This is a genomic window from Streptomyces sp. NPDC102406, from assembly GCF_044765725.1.
GTDB lineage: Bacteria > Actinomycetota > Actinomycetes > Streptomycetales > Streptomycetaceae > Streptomyces.
Genome location: NZ_JBIWKP010000007.1, coordinates 279,132 through 296,066, shown reverse-complemented (window position 1 = coordinate 296,066; position 16,935 = coordinate 279,132). Strand labels below are relative to the sequence as shown.

18 protein-coding genes and 1 pseudogene are annotated in these 16,935 nt (G+C 71.0%); 12 read left to right on the top strand and 7 right to left on the bottom strand.

Translation table 11 applies throughout. The features are described 5' to 3' along the window. The first annotated feature begins 8 nt into the window (after positions 1 to 8). The 4 genes from ACIRF8_RS27245 to ACIRF8_RS27230 are packed head-to-tail and all read left to right on the top strand — an operon-like array spanning position 9 to position 4,076. Entirely contained in the window at positions 9 to 1,400 is a 1,392-nt protein-coding gene (locus ACIRF8_RS27245) for a M1 family metallopeptidase (RefSeq protein ID WP_404218681.1), read from the top strand. 35 nt (positions 1,401 to 1,435) lie between these two features. Beyond that, complete coding sequence (locus tag ACIRF8_RS27240; RefSeq protein ID WP_404218679.1) at positions 1,436 to 2,107, top strand: trimeric intracellular cation channel family protein; 672 nt, start codon at positions 1,436 to 1,438, stop codon at positions 2,105 to 2,107. Between the two features lie 57 nt (positions 2,108 to 2,164). After that, positions 2,165 to 3,046: a thioesterase family protein gene (locus ACIRF8_RS27235; RefSeq protein WP_404218677.1), complete on the top strand. Its 882-nt coding sequence runs from the start codon at positions 2,165 to 2,167 to the stop codon at positions 3,044 to 3,046. A gap of 52 nt (positions 3,047 to 3,098) precedes the next feature. Next, the gene (locus ACIRF8_RS27230) at positions 3,099 to 4,076 is read left to right on the top strand and encodes a helix-turn-helix transcriptional regulator (protein WP_404218675.1); all 978 of its coding nucleotides are present in this window, start codon (positions 3,099 to 3,101) and stop codon (positions 4,074 to 4,076) included. Here ACIRF8_RS27230 and ACIRF8_RS27225 read toward each other — a convergent pair. Together ACIRF8_RS27225 and ACIRF8_RS27220 are read right to left on the bottom strand one after the other, a co-directional pair. Next, positions 4,036 to 4,912, bottom strand: a pseudogene (locus tag ACIRF8_RS27225) (alpha/beta fold hydrolase). The gene ACIRF8_RS27230 and the pseudogene ACIRF8_RS27225 sit on opposite strands and share 41 nt — an antisense overlap. A gap of 18 nt (positions 4,913 to 4,930) precedes the next feature. Further along, positions 4,931 to 5,557, bottom strand: coding sequence for a TetR family transcriptional regulator (locus tag ACIRF8_RS27220; protein ID WP_404218673.1), 627 nt, complete (start codon positions 5,555 to 5,557; stop codon positions 4,931 to 4,933). 102 nt (positions 5,558 to 5,659) lie between these two features. Here ACIRF8_RS27220 and ACIRF8_RS27215 point away from each other — a divergent pair, with 102 nt between their 5' ends. The 3 genes from ACIRF8_RS27215 (at position 5,660) to ACIRF8_RS27205 (ending at position 7,438) form a co-directional block, all read left to right on the top strand. Continuing rightward, complete coding sequence (locus ACIRF8_RS27215; protein ID WP_404218671.1) at positions 5,660 to 5,818, top strand: hypothetical protein; 159 nt, start codon at positions 5,660 to 5,662, stop codon at positions 5,816 to 5,818. Positions 5,819 to 5,994: 176 nt separating this feature from the next. Continuing rightward, a complete protein-coding gene (locus tag ACIRF8_RS27210; RefSeq protein WP_404218808.1) occupies positions 5,995 to 6,213 on the top strand; it encodes a DUF4190 domain-containing protein in 219 nt (72 codons plus the stop codon). A gap of 55 nt (positions 6,214 to 6,268) precedes the next feature. After that, positions 6,269 to 7,438 (top strand): cysteine desulfurase family protein, encoded by a 1,170-nt coding sequence (locus ACIRF8_RS27205; protein WP_404218669.1) that lies wholly within the window; start codon positions 6,269 to 6,271, stop codon positions 7,436 to 7,438. Between the two features lie 36 nt (positions 7,439 to 7,474). On the opposite strand, the gene ACIRF8_RS27200 is transcribed toward ACIRF8_RS27205, so the two are convergent. After that, the gene (locus ACIRF8_RS27200; RefSeq protein WP_404218667.1) at positions 7,475 to 8,161 is read right to left on the bottom strand and encodes an N-acetylmuramoyl-L-alanine amidase; all 687 of its coding nucleotides are present in this window, start codon (positions 8,159 to 8,161) and stop codon (positions 7,475 to 7,477) included. A 109-nt stretch (positions 8,162 to 8,270) separates the two neighbouring features. Here ACIRF8_RS27200 and mnmA point away from each other — a divergent pair, with 109 nt between their 5' ends. Beyond that, the gene (gene mnmA / locus ACIRF8_RS27195) at positions 8,271 to 9,413 is read left to right on the top strand and encodes a tRNA 2-thiouridine(34) synthase MnmA (RefSeq protein WP_404218664.1); all 1,143 of its coding nucleotides are present in this window, start codon (positions 8,271 to 8,273) and stop codon (positions 9,411 to 9,413) included. A 288-nt stretch (positions 9,414 to 9,701) separates the two neighbouring features. Here mnmA and ACIRF8_RS27190 read toward each other — a convergent pair whose 3' ends face one another. The 4 genes from ACIRF8_RS27190 to ACIRF8_RS27175 form a co-directional block, all read right to left on the bottom strand. Next, complete coding sequence (locus ACIRF8_RS27190; RefSeq protein WP_404218662.1) at positions 9,702 to 10,826, bottom strand: hypothetical protein; 1,125 nt, start codon at positions 10,824 to 10,826, stop codon at positions 9,702 to 9,704. Further along, the gene (locus ACIRF8_RS27185) at positions 10,823 to 11,176 is read right to left on the bottom strand and encodes a hypothetical protein (RefSeq protein ID WP_404218660.1); all 354 of its coding nucleotides are present in this window, start codon (positions 11,174 to 11,176) and stop codon (positions 10,823 to 10,825) included. Before ACIRF8_RS27185 ends, ACIRF8_RS27190 begins: the two co-directional genes overlap by 4 nt. 193 nt (positions 11,177 to 11,369) lie before the next feature. Further along, positions 11,370 to 11,726, bottom strand: a complete 357-nt coding sequence (locus ACIRF8_RS27180) for a hypothetical protein (protein WP_404218658.1) — start codon at positions 11,724 to 11,726, stop codon at positions 11,370 to 11,372. Between the two features lie 62 nt (positions 11,727 to 11,788). Next, on the bottom strand, positions 11,789 to 12,115 hold the full coding sequence (locus ACIRF8_RS27175) for a DUF427 domain-containing protein (RefSeq protein WP_404218656.1): 327 nt from the start codon (positions 12,113 to 12,115) through the stop codon (positions 11,789 to 11,791). Between the two features lie 62 nt (positions 12,116 to 12,177). Between ACIRF8_RS27175 and ACIRF8_RS27170 the strand changes: the two genes are divergently transcribed. The 4 genes from ACIRF8_RS27170 to ligA all read left to right on the top strand — a co-directional run bounded on the left by ACIRF8_RS27170 (position 12,178) and on the right by ligA (position 16,805). After that, entirely contained in the window at positions 12,178 to 12,723 is a 546-nt protein-coding gene (locus ACIRF8_RS27170) for a TIGR00730 family Rossman fold protein (protein WP_404218654.1), read from the top strand. Between the two features lie 43 nt (positions 12,724 to 12,766). Beyond that, complete coding sequence (locus ACIRF8_RS27165) at positions 12,767 to 13,465, top strand: SDR family oxidoreductase (RefSeq protein WP_404218652.1); 699 nt, start codon at positions 12,767 to 12,769, stop codon at positions 13,463 to 13,465. A gap of 47 nt (positions 13,466 to 13,512) precedes the next feature. After that, complete coding sequence (locus ACIRF8_RS27160; RefSeq protein ID WP_404218650.1) at positions 13,513 to 14,532, top strand: methionine synthase; 1,020 nt, start codon at positions 13,513 to 13,515, stop codon at positions 14,530 to 14,532. Between the two features lie 74 nt (positions 14,533 to 14,606). Then, complete coding sequence (gene ligA, locus ACIRF8_RS27155) at positions 14,607 to 16,805, top strand: NAD-dependent DNA ligase LigA (RefSeq protein WP_404218806.1); 2,199 nt, start codon at positions 14,607 to 14,609, stop codon at positions 16,803 to 16,805. Positions 16,806 to 16,935: the final 130 nt, after the last annotated feature.

The window sequence follows — 16,935 nt, the reverse complement described above, 5'->3', positions numbered from 1 at the left end:
GAACGCCCATGGCACTCTCCCGTTCGGCACGTCCGGCCGCGCTCACCGTCGCCGCCGCCTCGTTCTGTCTGATCGCCGCGTCCCCGGGCCCCACCCCCGGCTCGGAGGGCATCGGCGACCCGTACTTCCCCCAACTCGGCAACGGCGGGTTCGACGCCCGCCACTACGCCCTCGACATCGCCTACGACCCCGCCACCGACCGCCTCGACGGCCGTACGACCCTCACCGCGCGCGCCACCCAGAACCTCTCCTCCTTCGACCTCGACCTCCAGCGACTGGCGGTCACCCGCATCGAGGTGGACGGCAGACGCGCTGGTTTCACCCGCACCGGAGACGAGATGGTGGTCACCCCGCGCGGTCCGATCCGCAAGGGTCACACCTTCCGCGTGGAGGTCACCTACGGCGGCGTCCCCGAACCCCTCAGCGGCCCGATCGTCTTCGGCTCCGACTACGGCTGGATGAAGACCGCCGACGGCGTCTTCGTCGCCTGCGAGCCGAACGCCGCCTCCACCTGGTTCCCGTCCAGCGACCACCCCTCGGACAAGGCGACCTACGACATCCGTATCAAGGCCCCCAAGGGCCTCACCGGTGTCTCCAACGGCCGGCTCGTCGACACGTACGACACCAAGGGCGGCCAGACCGTCCACCACTGGCGCGAGACCGAGCCGATGGCGACCTACCTCGCGACCGCCAGCATCGGCAAGTTCGACGTGCGGACCGGCCGGACCCCCGCCGGGACGCCCATCTACGTCGCCATCGACCCGGTCCTCGCGGGCGGCACCGTCGACGTGTACGCCGTCACCGCCGAGGCCACCGACTACTGGTCCCAGGTCTTCGGCCCCTACCCCTTCGAGGAGACGGGCGCGGTCGTCGACGACATGCCGCAGGCCGGTTTCTCCCTGGAGACCCAGACGAAGCCCAGCTACTCGGCCGTCCGCTCCGAGACGACCATCGTGCACGAGCTGGCCCACCAGTGGTTCGGCGACTCCGTCTCGGTCGACCGGTGGAAGGACATCTGGCTCAACGAGGGCTTCGCCACGTACGCGCAATGGCTGTGGTCCGAGCACAAGGGCATCCGCTCCGCCCACGACTCCTTCGTCGCGGGCTACGACTCCCGCCCCGCTGACTCCGCCTTCTGGCAGATCGTGGTCGGGGACCCGCAGCGCGACACGATGTTCGCCTCCGCCGTCTACCAGCGCGGCGCGATGACGCTCCAGGTGCTGCGCGAGCGCATCGGCGACAAGGCCTTCTTCGAGCTGCTGCCCGCCTGGACGAAGCTGCACCGCCACGGCAACGCGCGGACGTCCGACTTCATCGCCCTCGCCGAGCGGATCTCCGGTCAGCGGCTCGACGGCCTCTTCGACACCTGGCTGTTCACCAAGGGCAAGCCGAGCCTGTAGCCGGGCGCCGGGCACCCGGCAGGTAAGAATGTCGGGTGCTCCAGGAACTGTTCACCCCCTCCGTCCAGCATTGGCTCGACCTCATCGGCATCTTCGTGTTCGCCATCTCCGGTGCGCTGATGGCCGTACGCAAGAACTGGGACGTCTTCGGCATCGCCGTCCTCGCCGAGGTCACCGCGCTGGGCGGCGGGCTGCTCCGCGACCTGATCATCGGAGCCGTGCCACCGGCCGCCTTCACCGATCTCGGCTACTTCTCGACGCCGCTGGTCGCCGCGGCCCTGGTCTTCTTCCTGCACCCCGAGGTCGAACGCACGCAGACCGCGGTGAACGTCTTCGACGCGGCGGGCCTCGGCCTGTTCGCCGTCACGGGCACCACCAAGGCGTACGCCTACGGGCTCGGCCTCACCGCCTCCGCCGCCCTCGGCCTCGCCACGGCGGTCGGCGGCGGAGTGCTGCGCGACATCATCGCCAACGAGGTGCCCTCACTGGTCCGCTGGGACCGCGACCTCTATGCGGTCCCCGCCATGGTCGGCGCCGTGATCGTGGTGCTGTGCATCCGCTACGACACCCTCAACGCCTTCACCAGCGGCGCCGCGGTCCTCACCGCGTTCGTCCTGCGCCTGCTCGCGATGCGCTTCCACTGGCGCGCACCCCGCGCGTGGAACCGCAGATCCGCCTCGGTGGACGTGACGGAGGAGACTCCGTAGCGGCCCTCCCGGTATACGAAGCTACCGCTTAGTAATTTCTTGTTGTACGTTGCCGGTATGGGAGAAGCAACGTCCACGCAGGACCGTACGACGACGGGCGCGGCCACGATCGGCGACAGCGAGTTCGACCGCGACACGACCGTCATCCGCCGCGAGCCCGGTGTCTACGACATCGACCTCTCCGCCGGCTGGACGATCATCAACGCCGTCAACGGCGGCTACCTGCTCGCCGTCCTCGGCCGCGCCCTCGCCGACGCCCTGCCGCACAGCGACCCGTTCACCATCTCGGCGCACTACCTGACGGCGTCGACGCCCGGCCCCGCCGTGGTCCGCACCGACGTCGTGCGCACCGGCCGCACCCTCTCCACCGGCCAGGCCTCCCTCTTCCAGTACGCCGAGGACGGCACCGAGGTCGAGCGCATCCGCGTCCTCGCCTCCTACGGCGACCTGGACGCGCTCCCCGACGACGTGCGCACCAGCGCGCGGGTACCGGACTTCCCGCCCATCGAGCAGTGCTTCGGCGCGGGCGACGCACCCGAGGGCGCGCCGCCGGTCCCCGGCAGCTCCGCGATCACCGACCGCCTCGCCCTCAAGCTCGACCCGGCCACGCTGGGCTGGGCGCTCGGCGCGCCGTCCGGCAAGGGCGAGATGCGGGCCTGGTTCGGCCTGGCCGACGGCCGCGACGCGGACCCGCTGTCGCTCCTGCTCGCCGTGGACGCCCTGCCGCCGACCGCCTTCGAACTCGGCCTCAAGGGCTGGGTCCCTACGGTCGAGCTGACCGTCCACGTCCGCCGCCGCCCGGCCCCTGGACCGCTCCGAGTCGCCATCACCACGCGCAACCTGGCCGGCGGCTTCCTGGAGGAGGACGCGGAGGTCTGGGACAGCGAGGACCGCCTCGTGGCCCAGTCGAGGCAACTGGCGCGAGTGCGGCTCGGATAGTTCCCCCGGCCCCTGGTGTCCCCGGCCTCGTCGGCTGCGAGAGGCTGACCCGGTGAAGTCCGACCGCCTTCTCTCCGTCCTGCTGCTCCTCCAGACCCGTGGCCGCGTACCCGCGCGCGAACTGGCGGAGCGCCTGGACGTCTCGGTCCGCACCATCTACCGGGACATCGAGGCGCTGAGCGGCGCGGGCGTGCCCGTCTACGCCGAGCGCGGGCGGCACGGCGGCATCACCCTGCTGCCCGGCTACCGCACCGACGTCACCGGACTGACCGCCGACGAGTCCCGCGCCCTGTTCATCCTCGCCGCGCAGGGCGCCCACGCCGCCCTCGGCCTCGACTCGGCGATCGGCTCCGCCCTGCGCAAGGTCATGGCCGCGCTGCCCGCTCCGCACCGCCCCGCCGCCGAGCTGACCTCCCGCCGGATCCTGGTCGAGTCCTCGCGCTGGATGGGCCCGCCGCCCCGCGAGATCGACGTCAGCGCCCTCCAGGACGCGGTCTTCGCCGACCGGCGGCTGCGCATCCGCTACCGGCACAGCGGCGCCGACGCGCCCCGCACGTACACCGTCGACCCCTACGGCCTCGTCTGCAAGGCCGGCGTCTGGTACCTGGTCGCCGACCGCCGGGCCGTGCCCCGCCTCTTCCGCGCCGACCGGATGCACGCCGCGACGGTCACCGGGGCCCCGGTCGAGCGACGCCAGGGCGTCGAACTCGCCGACGCGTGGGCGGTGTTGAAGCGACAGGTCGAGGAACGGCCCGGCGGCATCGCCGTCACCGCCCGCGTCCGGCGCAGCCGCTTCGACCTGTTCCTGCGGATGTGCGGCGCCTCCCTGACCGAACACCCCGAGGACGACGGCACCGGCGACTGGATCACGGTCCGGCTCGGCTACGGGGGCCTCGGCGCGGCCCGCTCGCTCGCGCCCTTCGCCGACCACGTGCAGGTGCTCGACCCGCCCGAGGTACGCGCCGAACTGGCCCGCTGCGCCGCCGCGATCACCGCTCTGTACGCAGGAACCGACGGAGCGCGGCCGTGAGTTCGGTGGGCGCGTCCTCCTGCACCAGATGTCCGGCGCCCTCGATGACCCGCAGCTCGGCGCCGGGGATCAGCGCGGCCGGCTCGCGCCCCTTCGCCCCCGGGACCCAGGCGTCCTCGGCGCCCCAGCAGATCAGCACGGGCAGCTCCAGCTCCCCGTACCGGCCCTGGATGTCGTCGGTGAACCGCTGGTCGTTCCGCTCGATCTGCCGGTAGAAGGAGTCCTTGCCCGCCTCGGAAAGCCACGGCGCGACGAGCCGCGCGTGCGTGTCCGGACGCAGCCCCCGGTGGCCCGCCGAGCTGACGTAGCGGTGCACGAGCGCCTCGTGCAGATCGTCCGGCAACCGCCCGGAAGACGTCGGCGTGCTCGGCCGGCAGCCGATACGTGTCCGAGCCCCACGGCGCGAGCGCCACCGGGTCGACCAGGGCGAGCCGGCAGTACGCGGCGCCGTGCAGCAGATGGGCGCGCAGGGCGGCGCAGCCACCGAAATCATGGGCGACGACGGCCGGTTCGGCCAGGCCCCAGTGCTCGATTAGTTCGGCGAGGACGCGGGCCAGCGTGTCCAGGGTGAGGTCCTGGCCGGCATACATCGCGGAGGCGCCGTAGCCCGCGAGGTCCCACACGTGGACGCGGTGCTCGGCGGCCGGCGCGCGGGCCGGGCCGCGCGATACGTAGGACGAGAACGGCGTGCCGTGCACGAGGACGACGGGCGGCGCGTCGGCCGGGCCGAGAGCGGCCCAGCGGACCTCGCCGGACGGTCCCGTGTAGCAGCGGTCGAGGTTCCAGTCGGCGTTCGGGTCCGGGGGCGGCTGCGCGTTCCGGTCCGCTGCTGTCATGAGTGTCAGGCTAGTTGCTCATGACTCGTCCAGCCAGTGTCTGCGGCCGAGGCTCACCAGCCTGAGCTGCCGCTCCGCCAGCCCCGCCGCCCGCGCGAACTCCTCCGGGGGCGTGGTGAGGAAGACCGACGCCGTCATCACCATGTGGTCCACGTACAGACCCGCCAGCATCAGCAGGTCCTCCTGGCTCCAGCCCACCGACTCCGGGTCATGGCTCAGCGCCGCGCGCACCTCCTCGGCGAACTGCCCGAGCTGCGCCCCTATCGCCTCGCTCACCCGCTGCACGCCACCGTGGCGCTCGCGCGCGATGAACCGCACGTGGGCCGGGTGGGCGCGGACGTGCGCGGCGATCAACTCCACGGTGCGCGCGATCCGTTCGTCACTGTCCCAGGTCGCCGTCAGCAGCTCGGAGACGACCGCGTGCAGGCTGCCGAGCGCCTCGTCGACCAGCGCGACACCGAGATCGGCCGTGCTGTCGAAGTGCCGGTAGAACGCGGTGGGCGCCACCCCCACGGCGCGCGTGACCTCCCGCAGGCCCAGGCTGCTGAGGCTCTGCTCCTCCAGCAGCTCAAGGGCCGCGTCGAGGAGCGCCTGCCGGGTCTTCTGCTTCTGTGCCTGCCGGATGCCGAGGGGAGTGTGACTCATGTCATCCAGTTAACAACTGTTCTCCGTAATTGAAAAGCCGTGCGCGGGATAGACTTCATAGTCAGTGAACAGTTGTAACCCGATCACTACGGGAGGTCCTCCATGCTGTTCCTCGTAGCCGCCCTGCTGCTCCTCGGCTTCGCGCTCGGCACCGTGGCCCACGCGCCGCTGTCCTTCACCCTGGTCGCCGCCGGCGTCATCGCCGTCTGGCTGGCCGTCTTCGCGGCCCGCGAGCGCCACGGCCGCCGCCACCAGCACTGACCCGCAGCAACGGAGAAGGGGGCACCACCATGCAGCTCAGCACCATGAACCGGACGCCGGAGACCACCGAGCCGACCGAGGCGATCAAGCCGATCAAGACGACCGAGGCGACCGAGACGACGAAGCCCGCGGAGACGACCGCGGTCCGGCCCACCGGGCGGCGGGACACCGACGGCATGGCCGTCGCCTCGTTCGTCCTCGGCCTCGTCGGCCTGCTCGTCCTCAACGTCTTCCTCGGCCCCATCGCGATCACCCTCGCGAGCCTCGCCCTGTGGCGCGGCACCGCACGCCGCGGACGCGCCCTGCTCGGCCTGGGCCTCGGCGTCGCCGACCTCGTCGTGCTCGGCGTGCTCGTCGCCGCCGACAACACCCTGTCCTGGAGCATCGCGGGCTGAGCATCGCGGGCTGACGCCCTGGGTCGCCCGGAGGGCTCGTAGAATCGGACCCACCATGGCCTACCTCGACCACGCCGCGACCACTCCGATGCTCCCGGAGGCGGTCGAGGTGATGACCGCCCAGCTCGGCGTCACCGGCAACGCCTCGTCCCTGCACGCCGCGGGCCGCCGCGCCCGGCGCACCGTCGAGGAGTCCCGCGAGACCCTCGCCGCGTCCCTCGGCGCCCGACCCAGCGAGGTCGTCCTCACCTCGGGCGGCACCGAAGCCGACAACCTCGCCGTCAAGGGCCTGTACTGGGCCCGGCGCGCCGCCGACCCCGCCCGCACCCGTGTCCTCGCCAGCCCCGTCGAACATCACGCCGTCCTCGACGCCGTGCACTGGCTCGCCGAGCACGAGGGCGCGACGGTGGAGTACCTGCCCGTCGACGCGTACGGCCGCGTGCACGCCGAAGCGCTGCGCGAGGCGATCGCCCGGCACCCCGCCGACGTGGCCCTGGCCACCGTCATGTGGGCCAACAACGAGATCGGCACGATCCAGCCCGTCCGCGAACTCGCCGACGTGGCCCAGGAGTTCGGCGTCCCCCTGCACGCCGACGCGGTCCAGGCCTACGGCCAGGTCCCGGTCGACTTCGCCGCCTCTGGCCTCGCCGCCATGACGGTCTCCGGCCACAAGGTCGGCGGCCCCTACGGCATCGGCGCCCTCCTCCTCGGCCGGGAACACAGCCCCGTCCCCGTCCTCCACGGAGGCGGCCAGGAGCGCCACGTCCGCTCCGGCACCCTCGACGTACCGGCCGTCGCCGCCTTCGCCACGGCGGGCCGGATCGCGGCCGAGCGGCGCGAGTGGTTCGCCCGCGAGATCGGCGCCCTGCGCGACGAACTGGTCACAGCCGTCCGCACGGCCGTCCCCGAAGCACTCCTCGGCGGCGACCCGGACCCCGCCGGCCGACTCCCCGCCAACGCCCACTTCACCTTCCCCGGCTGCGAGGGCGACTCCCTGCTGCTGCTCCTGGACGCCCAGGGCATCGCCTGCTCCACCGGCTCGGCCTGCACCGCGGGCATCGCCCAGCCCAGCCACGTCCTGCTCGCGACCGGCACCGACCCGGACCTCGCCCGCGGCACCCTGCGCTTCTCGCTCGGCCACACCTCGACGAGGGCGGACGTGGCAGCGGTGGCCGCCGCGATCGGCCCGGCCGTCGAGCGGGCGCGCAGCGCGGGCCTGACCTGACGCGCGGCCGAGGCGAGCGGCGCCCGCACAGGCTCCTCAGGCCTTGGCGGCGCCCGCCTTCTCGTAGGCGGCTCTGACCAGCCGCATGTACCGGTCCCAGTCCCAGTGCGGCCCGGGATCGGTGTGATCGGTCCCCGGCACCTCCACGTGCCCGATGACGTGCTCACGGTCGGGCGGGAAGTCGTAGCGACGGCAGATCGCCGCCGTCAGCCGCGCCGACGCCGCGTACATGGCCTGCGTGAAGTCCGCGGGCCGGTCCACGAACCCCTCGTGCTCGATGCCGACACTGCGCTCGTTGTACTCCCGGTTGCCCGCGTGGAACGCGACGTCCAGCTCCCGGATCATCTGCGCGATGTGCCCGTCCTGACGCACCACATAGTGCGCGGCCGCCCCGTGCCACGGGTCCTTGAAGACCTTCAAGGTCCCCTGGTAACTGCCCTGCGTGACATGGACGATCACCCGATCGATCGAGTAGTCGGCGGGCCGGTCCGCCCGCCGCCAGTTCGCCGAGGCCGCCGCCACCCACTCCGCGCCCCGGAAATCCACCGCACCGGGCGTACGCGGCTTGTCGACACCCGGGACCTGCCACCACATGTGCGCGAGATCGCTGCGCGCGAGCAGCCCCACGCCCACGGCCGACGCCACCCCACCGATGACCAGGGTCCGCCGACTGACCACCCGGTCCCGGTCCCGGCCACCCTCGGTGGCTCCTTGCTTCCCCATCCGACGCCCCGCATCCCCGTCGCCCCGTCGTCCCCCGGCCGTCCCGCTGTAGATCCAGAACGGATATCCGGGGGATTCGGTTCCCGGACCCCCGTACCCTGGGAGAGCTATGACTTCGCAGATCTCGCAGACCACGCAGCAGGCCGACCGCCCCCTCCGCGTCCTGGCCGCCATGTCCGGCGGCGTGGACTCCGCCGTGGCGGCGGCCCGCGCCGCGGAGGCCGGTCACGATGTGACGGGCGTCCACCTGGCCCTCTCCGCGAACCCCCAGTCGTTTCGCACGGGAGCGCGCGGCTGTTGCACGATCGAGGACTCCCGCGACGCGCGCCGGGCGGCCGACGTCATCGGCATCCCGTTCTACGTCTGGGACCTGGCCGAACGGTTCCGCGAGGACGTGGTCGACGACTTCATCGCCGAGTACGAGGCCGGGCGCACCCCGAACCCGTGTCTGCGCTGCAACGAGAAGATCAAGTTCGCCGCGCTCCTCGACAAGGCGCTCGCCCTCGGCTTCGACGCGGTCTGCACGGGCCACTACGCGCAGGTCGTCGTGAACGAGTCCGGCGCCCGCGAACTCCACCGCGCCTCCGACATGGCCAAGGACCAGTCCTACGTCCTCGGCGTCCTGGACGACCGCCAGCTCGCCCACGCCATGTTCCCGCTCGGCGACACGGTCACCACCAAGGAGGAGATCCGCGCGGAGGCGGAGCGGCGCGGCCTGGCCGTCGCCAAGAAGCCCGACTCCCACGACATCTGCTTCATCGCCGACGGCGACACGCAGGGCTTCCTGGCCTCCCGCCTCGGCAAGTCCGAAGGGGACATCGTCGACGAGTCGGGCACGAAGCTCGGCACGCACGAGGGCGCGTACGGCTTCACCATCGGCCAGCGCAAGGGCCTGCGCATCGGCACCCCCGCCCCCGACGGCAAGCCCCGCTACGTCCTGGACATCTCCCCGGTGAACAACACGGTGACGGTGGGCCCCGCGGACGCCCTGGACGTGACGTCCCTGACCGCGATCAAGCCCCGCTGGTGCGGAGCGGCCCCCTCCGGCCCCGGCACGTACACGGCGCAGCTCCGCGCCCACGGCGGCGAGACGGAGGTGACGGCGACCCTCGTGGACGACGAACTCCAGGTCACCTTCACGGAACCGGCCCGGGGGGTGGCGCCGGGACAGGCGATCGTGCTGTATGACGGGACGCGGGTGGTGGGGTCGGCGACTATCGCCACGACGTCGCGGGTTGCCGAGCGGGTCTGACGTCGGCCTCGGTCCGGCTCGGAAGGGCGGGAGCGCCGATCGTGGCGCTCCACAGATTCTCCAGACTTGTGATCGCGATACCTACGCACCACACGTCCAGCAGAATCAGGACTACCGCCCACGCGTTGAATTCTCCGCGCCTGATCAGTAGTTCACCGTAAGCGGTCATCCATGTCGCGAGAGCGACTGCCCAAAGGGCTCTGTTGCAACTGTCGTGCACTGACAACCTGCGCCCTTGGTCATCAAGGTCTGCAAAGTCCATATGGCATGCTCCTGGGTGTCGGTTTCTTATACCAGCTTGTTGTCGTAACTCTTGCCGACAACGGGGAACTTCTTGAGCTCATCGGAAAGAGCCACTGTGGCGAGACCGATACCGCCCAGAAGCGCATTCAGCGCGATGATGAAGCGGTCGTAATCCTTGACGAGCTCGTGGTACGTCTGCACCATCGAGTTCACTCGCTCCACGGCCAACGCCACCCCGACGAACGAGCCCGTGAAACCCACGCCCGTGAGAGCCATGGCTGTGGATGCCGCAGCCGCGATGGCTGCCTGCGCGCCCTTGTCGCAGAGGTCCGCCAGAGCTCCCTTGGCCAGTTCGGCGAAGGAGAAGACCATCTTCGTGACGCTTGTGTAGCGGTCGCGCAGCTCGTGGAAGGCGTCGCGTGCCGAGTCCAGTCGAGCCGCCACCTTGTCGAAGTACTTCCAGGCGGCGTCGGCCGCGTTGCCTCGCCACGTGGTCCCGAGTACTTCGTTCCCGTGACGGATATTGTCCGCGGCGGCGGCGCAGAAGTCCCCGAGGCAATCCCAGGCGTCGGCGCATTCGGCGTATTCCTGCCAGTCGCCAGAAAGCCATTGCGTGATGGCTGACAGAACGTCCCAGCCGAAGGCCATCTTGATGCCTTCGTTTGCCAGCGCGGACGGGCTGCCGATGTCCAGCAGTGTTCCGGCGGTCTTGTGGATCGGGGCGAACTTGAATTCGTCCGCGTGCCCCTCGAGCCAGCCGCCCGAACTGCCTGCTGGTTTCAGATGTCCGACCGCATCGTGTACATCGGTGAAAGAAAGAGTGCCGCTGGGGCGGATGCGGTGGATCGTCGCGGCATAACTCCCCGTCGGGTACGCGGTGTCGAGTGCGCGAGCTTGCTCCAGATCCACCGACCTGTACCACGAGGCCGTCTTTTTGAGTTCCTTCTTCGAAGCGCCGAGGATGACACCGAACCGTGTCAGCACGTCCCTGGCCTCCCGACTCCTCTCGGCGTGATCACCGAGAGCGATGTCCCAGACCGGCCCCGACAGGGAGAAACTGATTCGTGTGCTCCGGTCCAGATAGGCGAGAGCACTGTCACAGTCCTCACCGGCCCTGCGGAGCAAGCCCGCGTAGCCGATCAGGTCACCAGGTTCAACAGCCAAAGTCATGGGCGCCGACCCTGGGAACGCTCGGCCTGCCACAGGGCCCGCTCCGCGCTGACCTGCTGTTCGCCGCTGCGAGCCAGTTCCTCTCGTTCCCGGTCGGACATGCGGTCCCAGCGCTCCCGGAACTCCCGCCCCCGCTCGATCACCGCCTCCGCGTACGCGGAGACCCGTGTCGCCTCCCGCAATCCCACCCGCCCCGCAAGAACCTCCTGGGCCATCTCCTTCAGGACGGGGCCCGCGTCGCCGCGGCGGAAGGTCTCCATCGCCTTGCGCAGGAGGCGTTGCTGAACCGGGTCGTCGGTCAGGTCCATGTAGGTGGCTCGGTCGAGCCGGTGGGGCGTCTCGGCGGTCACTGGGACTCCTCGGTGCGGTAGCGCGGGGAGGGGCACAGTAGTGATGCCGGAAGGCGGTGGAACCGCGTCGGTGGCGCGGGATCAGCGCACGAAGCGACCGCGGCCCATGGGGCCGTTGACCGGGCCCGGTCGCGGCGGGTCATCCGATCGGGCTAGCGGGGGAAACGTCAACGAAGGGCGGGCGGCGGCAAGTTCAGTCCCGCACGCCCAGGTAGTGGTGGAGCACAGCGGCCAGCTCACCGCACCACCGCGTCACCTGCGACCTGCGCCGCGCCCGCACCCGGCACTCGTAGACAGGGCCGTCGACCGTCACCGCCGCCACCGACAGGCCCGCGTCCAGCGGATGGAACTGGACCGTGCGCAGGCGTGCCCAGGGCAGGTCGATCGCGTGCGGGCCCTGTTCGAAGTGGACCCCGCGGTCGTCGACGACCAGCCCGTTGTGGTCGTCGGCCGCCACGAACTCCGGCCCGGCGACCACCGACTGCTCGAACATCGGCGGCGGCGCCCCGAACCCGCCCTGCCACTGCCCCGACCCCTGCACCACGCCCACCCGTTTCTGCCTGCTCAGCGACGACCTGCCGGCCTCAGCCCACCGGCCTCATCCCACCGATCTCATTCCACCACCTCCACCTCGTAGAAGCAGAAGTGCCCCTTGATGGCGGCCACTTCCGCCTTCGGCTCGGGGTACGCCCAGACCAGGTCGGGGGCGTCCGGGAGCGACCAGTAGGAGGCCGTTCCCTTGAAGGGGCAGTACGTCGTCGTCCCCGAGGGGGTCAAAAGCTCCGTGGCGACGTCCTCGCCGGGGAGGTAGTAGCGCACCGGGCAGCCCGTCTCGCGCAACAGCAACGGCCGCGCGCTCTCCGCGACCACCCGCCCGTCGCGCACCACGCGCACCCGCTGCGAACCCTGCTCAATCGTGATCGTGTGTCCATCGGCCATACCCGGTGCAGCGCCGCGAAGGCCCCCGTTCTTCCCGATCGCCGGGCCGTACCGTGGAGCCCATGAACATCTGTGTCTTCCTCTCCGCCGCCGATCTCGACGACCGCTACACCGGCCCCGCCCGCGCATTCGCCGAACTGCTCGGCCGGGGCGGGCACACGCTGGTGTGGGGCGGTTCCGAGAGCGGGCTCATGAAGGTGGTCGCCGACGGGGTGCAGGAGGCCGGGGGGCGGCTCATGGGGGTCTCGGTGGACTTCCTCGCGGCGAAGGCGCGTGCCGTCACCGCGCCGGACGAGATGGTCGTCGCCAAGGACCTCGCCGAGCGCAAGGCGCTGCTCCTGGAGAAGGCCGACGCCGTTGTGATCATGGTGGGCGGCACGGGGACGCTCGACGAGGCGACGGAGATCCTTGAGCTGAAGAAGCACGGGAAGACCACCATGCCGGTCGTGCTGCTGAACTCCGCCGGTTTCTACGACGGGCTCAAGGAGCAGTTCCGGCGCATGGAGGACGAGGGCTTCCTGCCCGTCCCCCTCACCGACCTGGTGTTCTTCGCCGAGGAGCCGGTCGGCGCCCTGGCCTACCTGGAGGAGTCGCAGGGCATCGAATAGCCGCGCCGCGTACGGATCGCCGAGTGATGCGAGCATGGCCGTCATGACAGGCACAGCTACCCACGTGATCACCGGCGCCGGTTCAGGTATCGGCGCCGCCGTCGCCCGCCGCCTCCACGCGCGCGGGGACGAACTCTTCCTCCACGCGCGCGACGCGGGCCGCGCCAAGGAGCTCGCCGCCCAGTTCCCCGGCGCCAGGACGCTCGTCGGTGACCTCGCCGACCCCGACAAGCTGTCCTGGGCGTTCTCGCACCAGACGCTGCCGGACCGGATCGACTCGTTGCTGCACATCGCGGGCGTCGTCGACCTGGGCCCGGTCGGTGAACTCACCCCCAAGGCGTGGCACCGCCAACTCAACGTCAACCTGGTCTCCCCGGCCGAGCTGACCCGCCACTTCCTGCCCCAGCTCCGCCTCGCCCAGGGCCATGTGATCTTCGTGAACTCCGGCTCCGGCCTCCACGCCGGCCCCGAGTGGTCCGCGTACGCCGCCTCCAAGCACGGCCTCAAGGCCCTCGCGGACTCGCTGCGCCAGGAGGAGCACGGCAACGGCGTGCGCGTCACGTCCGTGTACCCCGGCCGCACCGCCAGCGCCATGCAGGCCAAGGTGCACCAGCAGGAGGGCAAGGAGTACGACCCGTCGCGCTGGATCGACCCCGAGTCGATCGCCACCTCGATCCTGATGGCCCTCGACCTGCCGCGCGACGCCGAGGTCAACGACCTCACGGTCCGTCCCGGACGCTGACGGACGCTGAGGGACGGCTCGCCGCCGGGGTTACGTACCCTTCCGGGGTGAGCGAAAAGAGCGACTTCAGGTGGGGGCCGGCCACAGGCGTCGGCTCGATGCCCGGCGGCGATGCCCGAGAGGCCGCCAAGACCGTCACCGGCTCCTTCGAGGGTCCTGAACACGGGATGCCGTTCCTCGCGGAGCTGCCCGCGCGCGGACCGGGCGCCGACATGATCGGCAGGACCGCCGGGCTCCTCGTGGACCTCTACGCGCGCGTGGAGCCCAGTGGCTGGCGCCTGGGCGACCGGCCGGGCCGCGACACCAAGCGCGCCAGATCGTGGCTGGGCGAGGACCTCGACGCGCTGGAGGAGTTCACGCAGGGGTACGAGGGCCCGCTCAAGGTGCAGGCCGTCGGACCGTGGACCCTCGCGGCGGCGCTGGAGCTGAGGAACGGGCAGGCCGCGCTCTCCGACCCCGGCGCCTGCCGCGACCTCGCCGGGTCGCTCGCCGAGGGCCTGCGCTCCCACCTGGCGGACGTCCACCGCCGCGTCCCGGGCGCCCAGCTCGTCCTCCAGCTCGACGAGCCGTCCCTCGTGGGCGTCCTGCGCGGCCAGATCAAGACCGCCAGCGGATACAGCACACACCGCGCCGTCGACCGCCAGCTCGTCGAGAGCACCCTGCGCGACGTCATGGCAGTCCACGGGGGCGGGCCCGTCGTCGTCCACTCCTGCGCCCCCGACGTCCCCTTCGCGCTGCTGCGCCGGGCCGGGGCCCACGCGATCTCGTTCGACTTCTCCCTGCTCACGGAGCGTGACGACGAGACGATCGGGGAGGCCGTCGAGGGCGGCACCAAGCTCTTCGCCGGTGTCGTGCCGGGCGTGGACGGCCCGTTGTCAGACCCTGCCGGTAGCGTCATGGGTGTCAGGTCGTTGTGGCGCAGGCTGGGGCTGAATCCGGGTTCGCTCGCGGAGGCGGTCGTGGTCACCCCGTCGTGCGGACTCGCGGGCGCTTCCCCCGCGTACGCCCGCTCGGCACTCGCCCACTGCGGCCGGGCGGCGAGATCACTCGCGGACAACCCTGAGTGACCGGGGACAGAGGGCAACGGGAGGACGAGACGGTGGCTGCCGGAAAGGCTGAAGAGGCCGGACAGGCCGAGAGGATCGACAAGGTCGCGCAGCAGAGCGCAGTGCCCGCCGAGGCACGGGACGAGCACGCCCGCCTGGCCGAGCAGATCGAGGAACACCGCTTCCGGTACTACGTGAAGGACGCGCCGGTCGTCTCCGACGCCGAGTTCGACAAGCTGCTGCGCTCCCTCCAGGCGCTGGAGGAGCAGTACCCGGAGCTGCGCACCCCGGACTCGCCGACCCAGAAGGTCGCGGGTGCCTACGAGACCGAGTTCACGTCGGTGGAGCACCGCGAGCGCATGCTCTCCCTCGACAACGCCTTCGACGACCTGGAGCTGGCGGCCTGGGCGGAGCGCGTCGCCAAGGACGTCGGCACCCCCGACTACCACTTCCTGTGCGAGCTCAAGGTCGACGGCCTCGCGGTCAACCTGACGTACGAGAACGGGCGGCTGACCCGTGCGGCCACCCGCGGTGACGGCCGCGTCGGCGAGGACATCACGCCCAATGTGCGCACGATCGCGGAGATCCCCGACCGCCTCAAGGGCGACCGCGTCCCCGCCCTCGTCGAGATCCGCGGCGAGGTCTTCTTCCCCATGGAGAAGTTCGAGGAGCTGAACGCACGGCTCGTGGAGGCGGGCGACAAGCCCTTCGCCAACCCGCGCAACGCGGCGGCGGGTTCGCTGCGCCAGAAGGACCCGCGCGTCACCGCCGGCCGCCCCCTGCACATGGTCGTCCACGGCATCGGCGCCCGCGAGGGCTTCGACATCGACCGCCTGTCGCAGGCGTACGACCTGCTCCACGAGTGGGGACTGCCCACCGCCAAGCACAACAAGGTCGTCGACGACCTCGACGGCGTCCGCGCGTTCATCGCGTACTACGGCGAGAACCGCCACTCGGTGGAGCACGAGATCGACGGCGCCGTCGTCAAGCTCGACGAGATCCGCCTCCAGGGCCGCCTCGGCTCCACCGCGCGCGCCCCGCGCTGGGCCATCGCCTGGAAGTTCCCGCCCGAAGAGGTCAACACCAAGCTGGTCAACATCCGCGTGGGCGTGGGCCGCACAGGCCGCGTCACGCCGTACGCGCAGGTGGAGCCGGTGACCGTGGCGGGCTCGGAGGTCGAGTTCGCGACGCTGCACAACCAGGAGGTCGTGAAGAAGAAGGGCGTCCTGATCGGCGACACCGTCGTCATCCGCAAGGCCGGTGACGTGATCCCCGAGATCCTCGGGCCCGTCGCCGATCTGCGGGACGGCAGCGAGCGGGAGTTCGTGATGCCCGCCGAGTGCCCCGAGTGCTCCACGCCGCTGCGGGCCATGAAGGAAGGCGACATCGACCTGCGGTGCCCCAACGCCCGCACGTGCCCCGCCCAGTTGCGCGAGCGCCTCTTCTACCTCGGTGGCCGCCAGTGCCTGGACATCGAGAACTTCGGGGCGGTCGCCGCCGCCGCGCTCACCGCGCCCCTCGAACCCGCCGAACCGCCCGTCGCCGACGAGGGCGACCTGTTCGGCCTCTCCATCGAGCGGTTGCTGCCCATCAAGGCGTACGTCCGCGACCCCGACAGCGGCCTGCCCAAGCGCGACCCGAAGACCGGCGAGGACAAGGTCGTCACGGTCTTCGCCAACCAGAAGGGCGAGCCGAAGAAGAACGCGCTCGCGATGCTGGAGAACATCGCGGCGGCCAAGGACCGCCCGCTGGCCCGCGTCATCAACGGGCTGTCGATCCGGCACGTCGGCCCCGTCGCCGCCGAGGCACTGGCCCGCGAGTTCCGCTCCATCGACCGCATCGACCAGGCCACCGAGGAGGAGCTCGCCGCGACCGACGGGGTCGGCTCCATCATCGCCGCGTCCGTGAAGCAGTGGTTCGCCGAGGACTGGCACCGCGAGATCCTGCGCAAGTGGCGGGAGGCCGGGGTGCGCATGGAGGAGGAGGGCGCGGGCGAGGAGCAGGGGCCGCGGCCCCTCGAAGGGCTCACCGTCGTCGTCACCGGGACGCTCCAGAACTACACGCGCGACGGTGCCAAAGAGGCGCTCCAGACCAGAGGTGCCAAAGTGACCGGTTCCGTTTCCAAGAAGACGTCCTTCGTGGTCGTCGGGGAGAACCCGGGCTCCAAGTACGACAAGGCCATGCAGGTGAAGGTTCCGGTTCTGGACGAGGACGGATTCGTCGTCCTCCTCGACCAGGGCCCCGAAGCCGCCGCCGAAGTGGCACTTCCCGCCGAAGAACCGACCCCGGAGTAGCGGTTGAAGGCCACCCGTTCGGCGCATACCAGATGCATACGGATGGCCAGGTCGCATTCGGGCAACAGAGTTCGGGCGCGGTCGTCTGGTGCCCGTGGAAGCCTTCTGCGGCCTACTGTTGAGTGTGTGC

Excerpts from the sequence above, each read along its gene's own strand:
- ACIRF8_RS27245 (WP_404218681.1), top strand. The coding sequence starts at position 9 with ATGGCACTCTCCCGTTCGGCACGTCCGGCCGCGCTCACCGTCGCCGCC.
- ACIRF8_RS27235 (WP_404218677.1), top strand. The coding sequence starts at position 2,165 with ATGGGAGAAGCAACGTCCACGCAGGACCGTACGACGACGGGCGCGGCC.
- ACIRF8_RS27220 (WP_404218673.1), bottom strand. The coding sequence starts at position 5,557 with ATGAGTCACACTCCCCTCGGCATCCGGCAGGCACAGAAGCAGAAGACC.
- ACIRF8_RS27215 (WP_404218671.1), top strand. The coding sequence starts at position 5,660 with ATGCTGTTCCTCGTAGCCGCCCTGCTGCTCCTCGGCTTCGCGCTCGGC.
- ACIRF8_RS27210 (WP_404218808.1), top strand. The coding sequence starts at position 5,995 with ATGGCCGTCGCCTCGTTCGTCCTCGGCCTCGTCGGCCTGCTCGTCCTC.
- ACIRF8_RS27205 (WP_404218669.1), top strand. The coding sequence starts at position 6,269 with ATGGCCTACCTCGACCACGCCGCGACCACTCCGATGCTCCCGGAGGCG.
- ACIRF8_RS27200 (WP_404218667.1), bottom strand. The coding sequence starts at position 8,161 with ATGGGGAAGCAAGGAGCCACCGAGGGTGGCCGGGACCGGGACCGGGTG.
- mnmA (WP_404218664.1), top strand. The coding sequence starts at position 8,271 with ATGACTTCGCAGATCTCGCAGACCACGCAGCAGGCCGACCGCCCCCTC.
- ACIRF8_RS27190 (WP_404218662.1), bottom strand. The coding sequence starts at position 10,826 with ATGACTTTGGCTGTTGAACCTGGTGACCTGATCGGCTACGCGGGCTTG.
- ACIRF8_RS27175 (WP_404218656.1), bottom strand. The coding sequence starts at position 12,115 with ATGGCCGATGGACACACGATCACGATTGAGCAGGGTTCGCAGCGGGTG.
- ACIRF8_RS27170 (WP_404218654.1), top strand. The coding sequence starts at position 12,178 with ATGAACATCTGTGTCTTCCTCTCCGCCGCCGATCTCGACGACCGCTAC.
- ACIRF8_RS27165 (WP_404218652.1), top strand. The coding sequence starts at position 12,767 with ATGACAGGCACAGCTACCCACGTGATCACCGGCGCCGGTTCAGGTATC.